The following is a 12,790-nucleotide window of genomic DNA, read 5'->3' as shown; positions in this document are numbered from 1 at the left end:
CAGGTAGAAATCATGATTTCTACCTGTTTTTATTTATTAGTAACCACCCATCATAGATGGATCCATAGCTGGAGCTGGTGCTACAGGTTCTGGTTTGTTGGCCACAACGGCTTCTGTTGTCAAGATAAGACTTGCAACTGAAGCTGCGTTTTGAAGGGCTGAACGGCTAACCTTAACAGGATCGATAATACCTGCTTCAATCATGTTGACCCATTCACCTGTTGCAGCGTTAAAGCCTGTACCAGCTTCTGCATTTTTCAAACGATCGATAACGATTGAACCTTCATAGCCTGCATTGTAGGCAATTTGGCGAACTGGTTCTTCCAAGGCACGAAGAACAATGCTACGTCCTGTTGCTTCATCACCTGTCAATTCTAAAGCTTCAACAGCTGGAATGACATTCACTAAGGCAGTACCACCACCTGCAACAATACCTTCTTCCACTGCTGCACGGGTAGCATTAAGGGCATCTTCGATGCGGAGTTTCATTTCTTTCAATTCAGTTTCAGTTGCAGCACCGACCTTGATAACTGCTACTCCACCTGATAACTTGGCCAAGCGTTCTTGGAGTTTTTCACGGTCGAATTCTGAAGTTGTTGTTTCGATTTGAGACTTGATGACAGCTACACGGTTAGCAATCGCTTCAGGATTTCCTGCACCTTCAACAATGACTGTGCTATCTTTATCTACAGACACTTTAGCTGCTTGACCTAAAGCTTCGATAGTAGCATCTTTTAACTCAAGACCAAGATCTTCTGTGATAACAGTTCCACCTGTCAAGATTGCGATATCTTCAAGCATAGCTTTACGTCGGTCACCAAATCCTGGTGCCTTAACAGCAACTACGTTGAAAGTTCCACGAATCTTGTTCAAAACAAGAGTTGGCAAAGCTTCACCATCAACATCATCTGCAATAATCAAGAGCGGACGACTGCTTTGAAGAATACTTTCTAGAAGTGGCAAGATTTCTTGGATGTTTGAAATCTTCTTGTCTGTGATTAAAATGTATGGATTTTCAAGGTCTGCAACCATTTTTTCATTATCTGTCACCATGTACTGTGATAGATAACCACGGTCAAATTGCATTCCCTCAACCACTTCAAGCTCGGTTTCCATACCACGTGATTCTTCAATAGTGATAACTCCATCTTTACCAACTTTTTCCATGGCTTCAGAGATGTATTCACCAACTTTTTCAGAACGAGATGATACTGCAGCGACCTGAGCGATAGCTTCTTTATTGGCTACTGGAATAGCATTGTTCTTCAAGGCTTCAACGGCTGCAGCGACCGCAGTTTCAATCCCACGGCGAATACCAATTGGATTTGCGCCAGCAGTTACGTTTTTAATTCCTTCACGAACGATAGCCTGAGTCAAGACAGTTGCAGTAGTTGTTCCGTCACCAGCAATATCATTAGTTTTAGAAGCTACTTCTGATACCAATTTGGCACCCATATTTTCAAAATGGTCTTCCAATTCGATTTCTTTGGCGATTGTTACACCGTCGTTGGTAATCAATGGAGAACCAAATGATTTTTCAAGCACAACGTTACGACCTTTAGGTCCCAAAGTTACTTTAACAGTATCTGCTAGAATATCAACGCCACGAACCATAGCTGAACGTGCATCAGATGAAAATTTAATGTCTTTTGCCATACTTACTTTCTCCTTCTATTCTTCAATAATTGCCAAGATGTTAGCTTCACCTACGATGATATATTTTTCATCCCCATCTTTGACATCAATACCTGCATTAGCTTCAACTAAAACTTGATCTCCAGCTTTTACACTTGGAGCAACTAGTTCACCACTCAAGGTGCGAAAACCTTCCCCAGTAGCTACAACTTTAGCTGTTTTTGTTTTTTCTTGGGCTGATCCTGCCAGGACAAAGCCTCCGACAGTTTGTTCTTTTTCTTCAATTTTCAAGACCACACGGTCTCCTAATGGTTTCAACATCTGCTTTCCTCCATAAGACAATCATATTATTAGCACTCTTTATCTATGAGTGCTAAACCATAGTTCTATTGTATCACTTAGTCAGAAATAGTCAAGAAAAAAACACCTCTAAAGTGAAAGAGATGTTCCTTTAATATTAATTGAGAATCGTCAATTTTTGATTGAAATCATCGATAACCTTTTGGAGATTGATCCGCCCGCGATAGATACCATATCCAAAAACCACCATTCCTAATATTCCAATCAAGGCAAGTAAAATTCCGAAAATTAAGAGTGGGAGGAAGGTTTTATGAAAAAGATAAATCAATACCACACCAATACTAGCAGTGATAAAGAGCAAACTGAACCAACGACCCAAATTTTCAAGCATGTGGCGTTGATACTTAATTTCTATTTCATATCCATTAACAAGTTCTTGTTTTGTAACCATGAAAATCCTCCTGATAAAAATTGAGAATGAAGTGTAAGAGAAGGAGATTAGTCTACTTCATTCTCAAAATTTTTACTAGTAAATATTGGGGTCTCTTGACCTTAGTAATTAAGATGTGGGTCAAAGATACCTAGAGCAACACCAATTAAGGCAACAACAACTAGAATTAACATGACTTTGTTTGGTGATACTTTTTTCTTAGACATCAACCACCAGCAAATAGTGATGAAGGTTGCTGTCAAGAGACCTGGATAAACACCATCAATCTTTTCTTGAATTTTAAGGAAGGCTTCTCCGTTAGCATTTTTGAATTCGAGTGCTGTTGTAACAGAGACCCAAGTCGCTGCTACGGCACCAATAACCATACCACCAACAACGCTGATCGCTTTACGAAGAGCTTGTCCTTTTGGTCCTACTAGGAATTCAACGGCTTTATCCCCTAATTGATACCCTTTAAAGAAGGCAAAGCGCATACCAAAGTAGACTAGGAAATTCCACACGACGATGTAGAAGATAGCACCAGCGACGTTACCACCTTTTGAAAGACCAAGTGCAATCCCCAAAAGAACTGGAATCAAGGTACCAACGATCAAAGAGTCACCAATACCAGCGATTGGTCCCATTAAACCGGCACGCATCCCATTGATGGTTTCACCATCTACTGCATCTCCATTTGCACGTGCTTCTTCCAAACCAGCTGTAATCCCTACAACAAGAGATCCAAGTTGTGGTTCAGTATTGAAGAAGGCAGTATAGGTTTGCATAGCATCTTTTTGTTCTTCTTTTGTATCATACATTTCTTCTACGATTGGAAGCATAGAAGTCAAGTACCCAAAGGTTTGCATGTGTTCTTGAGAGAAACAAGTCAAATGACCATAATACCAATGATGAAATGCTTTTGCTAATGTTTTCTTTGAAATTTTCTTTCTATCAGCCATTTTAAATATCCTCCTCATCATCGTCTACGTAAACAGCCCCAGCTGGAACAGCTTTCATAGATTTGATTACTTCAAGTTCATAGTAGATTACTGCAAAGATCAATGAAACAACCGCACTAGCTACTAAGTTCAAGCCGAGAGATTTAGCCAAGGTAAATCCAACAAAGAATGGAATGAAGTCAGTTGCTTTTGTAACAATTTGTTTCAACAAGATAGCAATACCGACACATGGGAGAAGAGCTCCGACTGTAAAGAGAGCTTTCATCCAGAAACCATCCATAGGAAGGTAAAGTTTCATCAAATCAACCATGTTTTCACCATATTTAGTGATAATCATAGTTGGAAGGAAAGAGAAGAGGAAGTGAGAGATCCATGGGTAAACCCAGTCAACTGCGTAGAGTTTTTTGAAGTTTCCTTCTTCAACGGCTTTCCAACCAATGTGTTGCCAAAGCAAGTTCATGGTAGCTGTTCCGTAGAAAAGAACTGTACCGATTGTTCCAACGGCCGCACCGATTGGGGCTGCAGCTGCTGCAATTCCAGCTTCATCTGTGATGTGATTTGCATGCACAAACAAGATAGCAAGAGGAACACCGATATAAGAGATGGCACGAACATCGGCAGATACGGTTCCACCAGGTGTTACCAAGGCGATATAAACGACTTGAAGGGCAACCCCGACCATAATACCGGTTGTCACATCTCCAAGAATTAAACCTGAAATCAACCCACCGATCAAGGGACGACCGAGTGTATAGTTCCCGATACTGGAACCTCCCATACCAGGCATTGAAGACAAGCTGGCGAAAACAGCAAGCAAGATTGCTTGAATCCATGAAATTGTCATAACAAACGCTCCTTTTTGTTTGTAAATTTATTTAACAGTTGAACTGTTAGTTTTAAAAACCAAATTTTGATTTGAAATCATCCCAATAACCGATCGAAACATCAGGCAACAACTGGAATTTCACCTTATATCCTGCTGCTTGAATGGCTTGGAAGGCTTCTGCTTCTTCCTGTGTGATGGATTGGTTATTACCCAATTTCACTGCACCAGGTCGATCATTTGCAGGGCCAACAATGATTTCTTTAACATCTCCTGGGACAAAACCTTGATCCACCAAAATTTCCTTCATATCAATTGGGTTTTTGGTAATCAAGAAGTACCGACTGTCAGATTCCGTTACTTTTGCTGATTTTTCTTTAAAGGCTTCCTTTGTCCATACAAAGGTTTTCTTGTCTGACGCACCCTTGTATGCTTGAATTAAAACCTTGTTTGATGCTGCTGCATCGTTTACGGCAATCAAACCATCACATGGTTTTTCCTTTGCCCAGCGTGTGACTGTTTGACCGTGAATCATGCGGTCATCAATCCGTACAAATGTTACTACCATAAGGTACCTCCCTATTAAATATCGTCATCATCTTCTTCAGCACTAGTGGCTGAAACTTCAAAAGGCTGTAGTGCAGATTGTGCTTCTGATAAGATAGTTGCTGACAAATCGTCTCCATCCAACACATCCTTCATCACAACTGCTGTCAAGGCCATGGTGAGGTTCATCCCACCAAGGATCAAAGTTCCATCTAGCTTTCCAGCTTCTTCTAGGACAGTGGCTGCCGTGGTTAATGGACTACCACCTACAATATCTGCCAAGACCAGCACAGAATCATCTGCTGTCAATTCTGAAATGCTCTCTCTAAAATCAACTGCAAAGTCATCAACGGATTTTCCTTCTTTAAGTCCAACTGCGATGACCTGATTCATCTTGTCACCAGCAAACATAGCTAGCGATGTTTTTAGCCCTTCTGCCAATCCACCATGACTGACTAAAATGAGGTATTTCATTTTGCTACGCCTCCTTTATTTGACTCTATTGTAGATTATTTGGAAGCGCTTTTACATTGTCAAATGTCACATTATAAACATGACATTTAGCAACAAAAAAATGACATCTGTCACTTGACACGATGTCATCTTATTTTCTTTAAACTCCTATCTGAAGACTACTTTCAATCTCCCTTTGAATTTGCGGCAGGCGATTCTCAACATCCTGATTGCGTAAAGCATTGCTAATCAAATAGTCCAGCTTTTCTAACACTTCTTTGGATACATTCTTGGGACTACTCTCAACAGCTTGTTCCATGATACGATTCAAGGTCTGATTGGTTAAGGAGTCCGTGCCAAAATCATCTACCTGTAGAAGGTCTTTACTAGACTGACTTTGGACCACCTGTGGCATAACGGAAATCCCTTGAGATTGAGCAAAGAGGAGTTGTTGAATTTCTGGATCTTCTGTCAACACTCGCATCAATTCCCAAGCCAACTTTGAATGAGGAGTCCGTGCCGACATGGCAAAAGAAGTAGTCGTAACCAAAGTCGCCTTGGTGGTTTTTGACTTAGCAGGCATAGGAATACAGGTCCAGGTGAAGTTTGAATATTTGGAAACATGATAGGGATAAGGTTTATAAGTCCTATATTGAGCCAAAGTCATGGGGTAAAACGCTACTTTCCCCTGGTCAAAATCTTTGGAACTCACCTTATAGTTCTTATTCAGCTCTTCCAATTTTTGTAAAAAAGTCAAAGATTCTTTGACTTCTGGAGCCGTAAGTTTGAGCATCCCACCTTGAAAGAGACTACCCCCATTTGCTGCCAAAGCTTCTTTCCAGGTATATTCTGTACTCCCAAACTGATCCAATTGACCATCTCCATTGGTATCTTTGGTTAGTTTTTTACAAATTGTATAGAACTCTTCCAAGCTCCAACCTTCTTTGGGAACCTCAATGCCTTCTTTATCCAGCAAATCTTTATTGACACACATCAAAATAGGATTACTTTCATATGGCAAGGCATAGGTTTGCCCCTGATAGACACCTGATTCAAATGCAACAGGATAAAAAGCAACTTGGTCTTCTTTATTCATATAGCCGTTTAACTTTTCTAAAACGCCACGTGCCGCCAATAAGGACAAATCTTTCTCAGAAACCATAAACACATCAGGGGTCTTTCCTGATACAATTTTTTCTGAGAGCCAGTTTGAATATTCCGACTGCGGAATTCCATTTTCATATTCCACACGAACATTAGGATGGGACTTTTCAAATTTTTGGATCGCAAGATCCAATGCATGGGAACGTTGACTGGTCGGTACATCCCAACTAGAACCTGCATAAACTCCTATATGAAGGACGGTCGGTTGCTGTTTCCACCAATAAAAACCAGCACTCAAAGAGAGCATAAAAAGGAGACAAATCCCTAAACAAAGTTGCTTTCGCTTCAATTTCATTCCGTATTTCCTTTTGAAAAATCACGTCGGGTCACTCCTGTTTGGACTGACCAAATCGCTAATTGCGTTCGATCTCTTAGGTTTAATTTCGACAAAATCGTTGATAAGTAATTACGAACAGTTCCTTCTGATAAGAAGAGTTTAGCCGCAATCTCTTTATTTGACTCACCATAGCCAATCTCTTGGATAATGCGCCATTCCGTCGTACTCAAATCCTTAACGTTATCCTCATCCACAGCAATAGAGAAATTTGATTTGGCCATTTGTGAGAAAATTTGAAAGACCTTGCTTGCGATATCAGGGTTGATCATTGCTCCTCCCTGATGTACCACCTTAATAGCTTCATAAAGCTCCTCTGTCGAGGCTCCTTTTAAGAGATACCCTGAAGCACCATACTTGAGCGCACTATAGATAAATTCATCATCGTCAAAGGTTGTTAAAATAATAATTTTGATATCCGGATAGTGCTCTTTTACTTCTTTTGTAGCCAAAACCCCATCCATGCCTGGCATCCGAATATCCATTAAGATTAAATCCGGATGCGAGTGTGGAATGCTAGACAAGACATGATTCCCATCTTCCACTGTGGCTACCACTTCAATATCTGAGTAGGCCGACAAAATAATTTTCAGAGATTCTCGAATCAAGGACTGGTCATCCGCCACCATTACTTTTATCATCATCTCTTATCTCCCTTCTTTATATTTTGGTAAACTAACACGTGTGAAAAATCCATCGCGACTTTCAAATTGAAGCTGGCCTCCTAGAATTGAAATACGCTCCATCATCTGTTTGAGTCCGTAGCCATAGGTCAAAGTTTCAAACCCAACTCCATTATCCTGCAACTCAATCATGTAATCTTCTTCGTCCTCAAAAAAATGGAGGTCCATGTGGCTGGCATGACCGTGGCGAACCGCATTAGTCATAGATTCTTGTATCACACGAAAGATTGTATCTTCAATCATGACGTCCATATCGACATCGATCCATTCATAGTTGAGATCAACTTGCAAGTTTGAAAGAATTTGGTATTCGCGGATTGTCTTTTCTAAAGCATCTTTGAGAGTTCGCTCCTCAAGGGCTCCTGGACGAAGGCGATTTAGAGAGCCTCTCACATCCTGGATTCCTTCACGGACGACTTCTGATACGTTTTTTACCTGTTCTTTGGCACGACTTGGATTGATATCAATCAAGACCCCGACAGCATCTAAACCTGCTGAAATCCCTGTTAACGCGTGTCCCAAGGTATCGTGAATCTCCCGAGCAATCCGCTTGCGCTCCCGATCCTCCGCAATCTTCTCAGATAAGGCCATATAGTTGTTCAACTCGGTATTAACCTTGGACACCATGGCCAGCTCTTGTTCAACTTCATGATTTTCCGCAAGGACATTCATGATATAAAATAAAAGTGAAATAATGAAGAGTACCATATTCAAGGCGTAGAGGGAATTCTTTAAGAAAAAGGCCAAAATACGGATAGATTCAGGATAAAAATAAATATAGGTATCAAGAGAAGGAATTGGGAAGAAAAGCGAAAAGACGTCTGAATTGGTTACAAGGAGCATCAAGAAGCTCACTAGGATAAAGGCAAACCAATACTTCCGATCTCTCTTGGTATTCAACTCTTTGGAGCCATAGAAGATATCCGCAAAAACCAAGAGAATGAGCCCGTTATAAGCTATGTTCTGAACCCACATCAACAGTAGCATCAGGAGAATCTCCAGAAGATTCCTCTTATCAAAAATGGACCATCGACTTGTTTGAGGTCTATAACGACTCATTGATATTAAGGCAATCCCAGCAAATAAGATTGCTGACAACCAAAAAGTCGTAGATGGAGCAAAAGGAATACGCTCTAGGCGCTCCAATAATAGAGAGGCTTGGCGTTGAGCGATGATATAGTTGGTTGCTTGAAGATAGATGATGCTGTTGAGCATAACAGCAATAAAATTCACGACCATAAGAATGGCCAAACTGTATCGAACACCTCTAAACTTTCTCATTACTGCCACCCATTCACATCAAACTGATCAATGTTTTCCTTTGTCATCATTTCAACTGGAATAATCACCTCTTTGGTATAGCTCTTCCCTTCAGAAATATCTTGGATAACTTCCATAACACGGTCTCCCATCTTCAAGGGAGATTGAGCAACGGTTCCCACTACATCATCCGTCGAGTGCAACAAGGATTTCATATCTGGTGAGCCATCAATTCCATAAATTGCAATGGACTGGCTATTTCCTTGCTCCTTAATTGCAGCTAAAGCTCCTATAGCCGAGCGGTCATTTAAGGCAACCAAGGTATCAATTTCAACCCCTGATTGTAAAAAATTCTGGACAGCCGGCATGGCGATCTCCGTTTGCCCCTTGGTTTCTAGTTCCGATACAATCTGATAAGAACTGTGCCCCTCTATAGTGTCTTTAAACCCCTGAATCCGCGTATCTGCTGAGACAGTCCCTTTATGCTCCAAAAGGAGGACTCGAGCGCTAGAAGAACGTTTCATGAGCTCTTTAGCAATCATTACTCCCGCTTGGTAGTTATCAGATACAATACTTGCATCGGGCTTAAAATTTTTCAGTTGGGTATCGACTGCAATGATTTTAATTCCTTGTTTTCTAGCTTTTTCAAGAGCAGTTAAAATGGACTGGCTATCCCCCTTGACCGGATTGATCACAATCACATCAACTTTTTGAGCACAAAAATCATCAATCTGCTTGCTCTGCCTTTCTTCATCCAATTCTGGATCTCGGACGCAAACAAGAGCTCCTCTTTCATCGGAAATTCTACTAATTTCCGAATGAATACTTTTATAGAACTCATTATTCATGGTCATATAGGTTACACCAATTTTAGTCTGATCCTTGATGCCACTTGTTTGACAACGGCCAAAAATCCAAAAGAGAGTACAGACCACTGGGAGCAGCAATAATATACGCTTTATCAGCCATTTCAACAATTCTTTTTTCTCTTTGTTTCCCTTCAAGCTTCGTTCCTTTTTCTGAAAATTTTGAATATACTTTACTTTATTTTACTATTTTTTCAAAAAAAGTGCTTGATTTTATTGTACAAATGCATTTAACTATTTTATTTCAAAGAAATAATTCCCGAATCATTTGACTATTATAAACCAAAAAAGCTGGTCTATTGACGAACCAGCTTTCTTTATTATTACTAGAAGGGAAGTTCCTCTTCTTCTAAAACTAAATCTGCTAAGTCTTGGCCGGCATTATTTTCACGCATAGCACGTTGGGCACGACTTTCTAAAAGTTGGAAACCTGTAGCGAGAACCTCGGTCACATAGTTTGTCTGACCATTCTTCTCGAACTTACGGGTACGAAGCTCCCCGTCTACAGAAATGAGACTACCTTTACTTGCATAGCTAGCCAAAGTTTCAGCAAGTTTTCCCCAAACAACAATATTGATGAAGTCAGCTTCACGTTCCCCATTTTGGTCCTTGAAACGACGATTAATAGCAATAGTCGCACGAGCCACTGACTTGTCATTGTTGGTTTTGTGCAATTCTGGTGTAGACGTTAAACGTCCAATCATAATAACTTTATTATACATTTTTCATCCTCCTACTTATCTATTCGAAGGAAAAGAAAAAAAGTTACAAGATTTGTAACTTTTTTAAAAATAATATTAATCTCTATGAATCATAAATCCAGTTGCTTGTTGATTGGCCATGATGGTCATATCTGTGATTTGTACTCGTCGTGGTTGACTGGTCACATAAACTACAGTATCAGCGATATCTTGCGCCTGCAAAGCTTCGAGTCCCTGATAGACCGTCGCCGCCCGTGCCTCATCTCCATGGAAACGGACTTTTGAAAAATCAGTTTCTACAATTCCTGGCTGAATAGTGGTCACCTTGATATCTGTCGCAATGGTGTCAATCCGAAGCCCATCTGAAAAGGTTTTGACTGCAGCCTTGGTTGCTGAATAGACTGCTGCACCAGCATATGCGTAAATCCCTGCAGTAGAACCCATATTGATAATGTGCCCTTGATTAGCTGCTACCATGGAAGGCAAGAGACAACGAGTAACCGCCATCAAGCCCTTGACATTGGTATCCAGCATGGTCAACATATCCAACTCTTCATAGTCCTGATAAGGCGATAAACCTAGAGCCAGTCCAGCATTATTGACCAAGATATCAACCTGACCAACTGTCTCTAAAATTTCTGAACAAACAGTCTTTACCATGCTCATATCTGTAACATCTAACGGAAAGGTCCAGACTTCTTGATTTGGAAAGGCTTCTGCGAACTCAGTTTTTAGAGTTTTGAGCCTTTCTGTTCGACGTCCTGTGAGTACAACATTCTCACCTTTTTCTAGATATGCACGCGCAATTGCTTCACCAATACCTGATGTTGCACCTGTAATGACTACATTTTTTGCCATCTTATTTCCCTCAAGCAAAGATTATAAATCACTTTTAGTGATTAAGCAGTCCAGTGTGTAGCTGGGTCAAAGGGTGTTCCAACTACCTGGTCGTCTGATAATTCAATGACACCACGTTTTTGGGGAGCATTTGGCAAGGCAAGTTCACGAGGACTACACATCATACCAAAACTCTTTTCCCCACGAAGTTCCCCTGGGAAAATGAGATTGCCTTTTGGCATCATGGCTCCAGGAAGAGCAACAATGGTTTTCAAACCAACACGTGCATTGGGAGCACCAGCAACGATTTGTACTGTTTTGTCATTTCCAACAGCAACTTGGCAGATATTGAGGTGGTCACTATCTGGATGCGCAACCATTTCTACAATCTCTCCAACCACAAATTTGGGTTCCTTGTCGTTGATGATTTCTTCAGCAAACCCTTCTTCCTGCAATTCTTGGTTCAAACGTGCTACTTGCTCGTCAGTTAAAAAGACTTGCCCGCGATTCTCAATCTCAAATAAGTTAGAAACTTCAAAAATGTTCCAAGCGACAGTCTCACCATTTTCTTTTAGGAAAACACGCGCAACATTACCTTTACGCTCAACATCTAGTTTGGCATCTCCACTGTTTTTCACGATGACCATAAGGACATCGCCGACATGTTCTTTATTATATGTAAAAATCATTCTTTTCTCCTATTTCAAACTTGCTAAAAAGTTATTGATTTGCCCCTTGGTTTTACGGTCACGATTGACAAAACGTCCAATCTCCTTGTCCTTGTCTAAAACAACAAGACTTGGAATCCCGTATACATCCCAAAGTTTAGCAAGCTCCATGTACTCATCTCGGTCTACCCGTATAAAAGTGAACTCTGGATTTGCCTCTTCAATCTCTGGCAAGGCAGGATAGATATAACGGCAATCGCCACACCAATCCGCAACAAAAAGGAAGACCTTCTTGCCATCCTGCTCTACTAGATTTGCTATTTCTTCTATATTTTTAGGAGAAATCATAAGACTTCCTCCTCGTAGATGAGATCTTCATCTTCATAGACAAAGGTATAGTGACGACCATCTTCAAAAATGACACCACCAACAAGACGTTCTAGGCTACTTTCATATACTTGGACATAGAGAGTCCCAATCTCACCCATTTCTGAGAAATAGTCACGCACAATAGCAGTTAACTCTTCCTGTGTCTTCATGAGTTTGTGATCATCAGCTACTTTCTTAGCACCAAAGGCAAGTGCTCCAAGCCCTGCCACGACTAAACCTGTTTTAATAATATTTTTCGTTTTCATGCTAACATTGTAACACAAAAAGGCTCAAGGAACAATGAAAAAGAGAGTGGGACAGAAATCGGTAATTCGTTAGAATTCGATTTCGTCGTCCCACCTCCGCACAGTTGAGTAGGGCTGTAAAAGCTGATGAAATCAGCGTAGTAGAGCCCACTCAACCACTGCGTCTTGCTCGACAATCCAAAGACAATTGAGAGGCTAGGACTTTTGTCCCAGCCTCCTTTCTAATTTCTAAACATTAATAATTTCTCTCGCCAAACAAACCTTCTGGTAAATCATGGAACCCCTTGCCTGCCTTGAAGTTTTCAAATTTACCTAGTAAGAACTGGTAGGCATCCAAGCGACTCTCGTAGCGAATCATGGCATCTTTAGCGCGCTCATCTTGATCTTCTTCATAGACCTTTTGACTTTCCTTAAGAGCCATATCGTTGATCATAATCTGGGTATTAACCCAGGCTTCAAATTCCTTCATAAATTCTTGCTCGTAACTCATTTTTTC

17 protein-coding genes are annotated in these 12,790 nt (G+C 40.7%); all 17 read right to left on the bottom strand.

Annotated features, from left to right (window positions below):
- Window positions 1-36: 36 nt before the first annotated feature.
- A complete protein-coding gene (groL, locus tag QM923_RS05345; RefSeq protein WP_414291136.1) occupies window positions 37-1,656 on the bottom strand; it encodes a chaperonin GroEL in 1,620 nt (539 codons plus the stop codon).
- 15 nt (window positions 1,657-1,671) lie between these two features.
- Window positions 1,672-1,956 carry a co-chaperone GroES gene (gene groES / locus QM923_RS05340; RefSeq protein WP_414291135.1) on the bottom strand — a complete coding sequence of 95 codons (285 nt, stop codon included), beginning with the start codon at window positions 1,954-1,956 and terminating at the stop codon, window positions 1,672-1,674.
- A 136-nt stretch (window positions 1,957-2,092) separates the two neighbouring features.
- Complete coding sequence (locus tag QM923_RS05335) at window positions 2,093-2,386, bottom strand: hypothetical protein (RefSeq protein WP_016466771.1); 294 nt, start codon at window positions 2,384-2,386, stop codon at window positions 2,093-2,095.
- Window positions 2,387-2,487: 101 nt separating this feature from the next.
- Window positions 2,488-3,342, bottom strand: a complete 855-nt coding sequence (locus tag QM923_RS05330) for a PTS system mannose/fructose/sorbose family transporter subunit IID (RefSeq protein ID WP_029689583.1) — start codon at window positions 3,340-3,342, stop codon at window positions 2,488-2,490.
- On the bottom strand, window positions 3,326-4,168 hold the full coding sequence (locus QM923_RS05325) for a PTS mannose/fructose/sorbose/N-acetylgalactosamine transporter subunit IIC (RefSeq protein WP_000156207.1): 843 nt from the start codon (window positions 4,166-4,168) through the stop codon (window positions 3,326-3,328). The genes QM923_RS05330 and QM923_RS05325 overlap by 17 nt, the downstream gene beginning before the upstream one ends.
- A gap of 52 nt (window positions 4,169-4,220) precedes the next feature.
- On the bottom strand, window positions 4,221-4,715 hold the full coding sequence (locus tag QM923_RS05320) for a PTS system mannose/fructose/N-acetylgalactosamine-transporter subunit IIB (RefSeq protein WP_000261775.1): 495 nt from the start codon (window positions 4,713-4,715) through the stop codon (window positions 4,221-4,223).
- A gap of 14 nt (window positions 4,716-4,729) precedes the next feature.
- Window positions 4,730-5,167: a PTS sugar transporter subunit IIA gene (locus QM923_RS05315; RefSeq protein WP_414291134.1), complete on the bottom strand. Its 438-nt coding sequence runs from the start codon at window positions 5,165-5,167 to the stop codon at window positions 4,730-4,732.
- A gap of 139 nt (window positions 5,168-5,306) precedes the next feature.
- Window positions 5,307-6,605: an ABC transporter substrate-binding protein gene (locus QM923_RS05310; protein ID WP_414291133.1), complete on the bottom strand. Its 1,299-nt coding sequence runs from the start codon at window positions 6,603-6,605 to the stop codon at window positions 5,307-5,309.
- On the bottom strand, window positions 6,602-7,285 hold the full coding sequence (locus QM923_RS05305; protein ID WP_004251853.1) for a response regulator transcription factor: 684 nt from the start codon (window positions 7,283-7,285) through the stop codon (window positions 6,602-6,604). Before QM923_RS05305 ends, QM923_RS05310 begins: the two co-directional genes overlap by 4 nt.
- 6 nt (window positions 7,286-7,291) lie before the next feature.
- Complete coding sequence (locus QM923_RS05300) at window positions 7,292-8,608, bottom strand: sensor histidine kinase (protein WP_414291132.1); 1,317 nt, start codon at window positions 8,606-8,608, stop codon at window positions 7,292-7,294.
- A complete protein-coding gene (locus QM923_RS05295; RefSeq protein ID WP_250306798.1) occupies window positions 8,608-9,591 on the bottom strand; it encodes a substrate-binding domain-containing protein in 984 nt (327 codons plus the stop codon). The genes QM923_RS05300 and QM923_RS05295 overlap by 1 nt, the downstream gene beginning before the upstream one ends.
- Window positions 9,592-9,779: 188 nt before the next feature.
- On the bottom strand, window positions 9,780-10,175 hold the full coding sequence (locus QM923_RS05290; RefSeq protein ID WP_075566369.1) for a single-stranded DNA-binding protein: 396 nt from the start codon (window positions 10,173-10,175) through the stop codon (window positions 9,780-9,782).
- 75 nt (window positions 10,176-10,250) lie between these two features.
- A complete protein-coding gene (locus QM923_RS05285) occupies window positions 10,251-11,012 on the bottom strand; it encodes an SDR family NAD(P)-dependent oxidoreductase (protein WP_414291131.1) in 762 nt (253 codons plus the stop codon).
- 41 nt (window positions 11,013-11,053) lie between these two features.
- On the bottom strand, window positions 11,054-11,680 hold the full coding sequence (gene ytpR, locus QM923_RS05280) for a YtpR family tRNA-binding protein (RefSeq protein ID WP_414291130.1): 627 nt from the start codon (window positions 11,678-11,680) through the stop codon (window positions 11,054-11,056).
- 9 nt (window positions 11,681-11,689) lie between these two features.
- The gene (locus QM923_RS05275; RefSeq protein WP_414291129.1) at window positions 11,690-12,007 is read right to left on the bottom strand and encodes a thioredoxin family protein; all 318 of its coding nucleotides are present in this window, start codon (window positions 12,005-12,007) and stop codon (window positions 11,690-11,692) included.
- Complete coding sequence (locus QM923_RS05270) at window positions 12,004-12,294, bottom strand: DUF4651 domain-containing protein (protein WP_024053819.1); 291 nt, start codon at window positions 12,292-12,294, stop codon at window positions 12,004-12,006. The genes QM923_RS05275 and QM923_RS05270 overlap by 4 nt, the downstream gene beginning before the upstream one ends.
- Window positions 12,295-12,529: 235 nt before the next feature.
- Window positions 12,530-12,784: a DUF1912 family protein gene (locus QM923_RS05265; RefSeq protein ID WP_004251830.1), complete on the bottom strand. Its 255-nt coding sequence runs from the start codon at window positions 12,782-12,784 to the stop codon at window positions 12,530-12,532.
- Window positions 12,785-12,790: the final 6 nt, after the last annotated feature.

The sequence above is a fragment of the Streptococcus infantis genome (assembly GCF_047463275.1).
GTDB classification, from domain to species: domain Bacteria; phylum Bacillota; class Bacilli; order Lactobacillales; family Streptococcaceae; genus Streptococcus; species Streptococcus infantis_AF.
The sequence above is the reverse complement of the archived record's forward strand: the minus strand, read 5'-3'. Positions and strand labels throughout refer to the sequence as shown.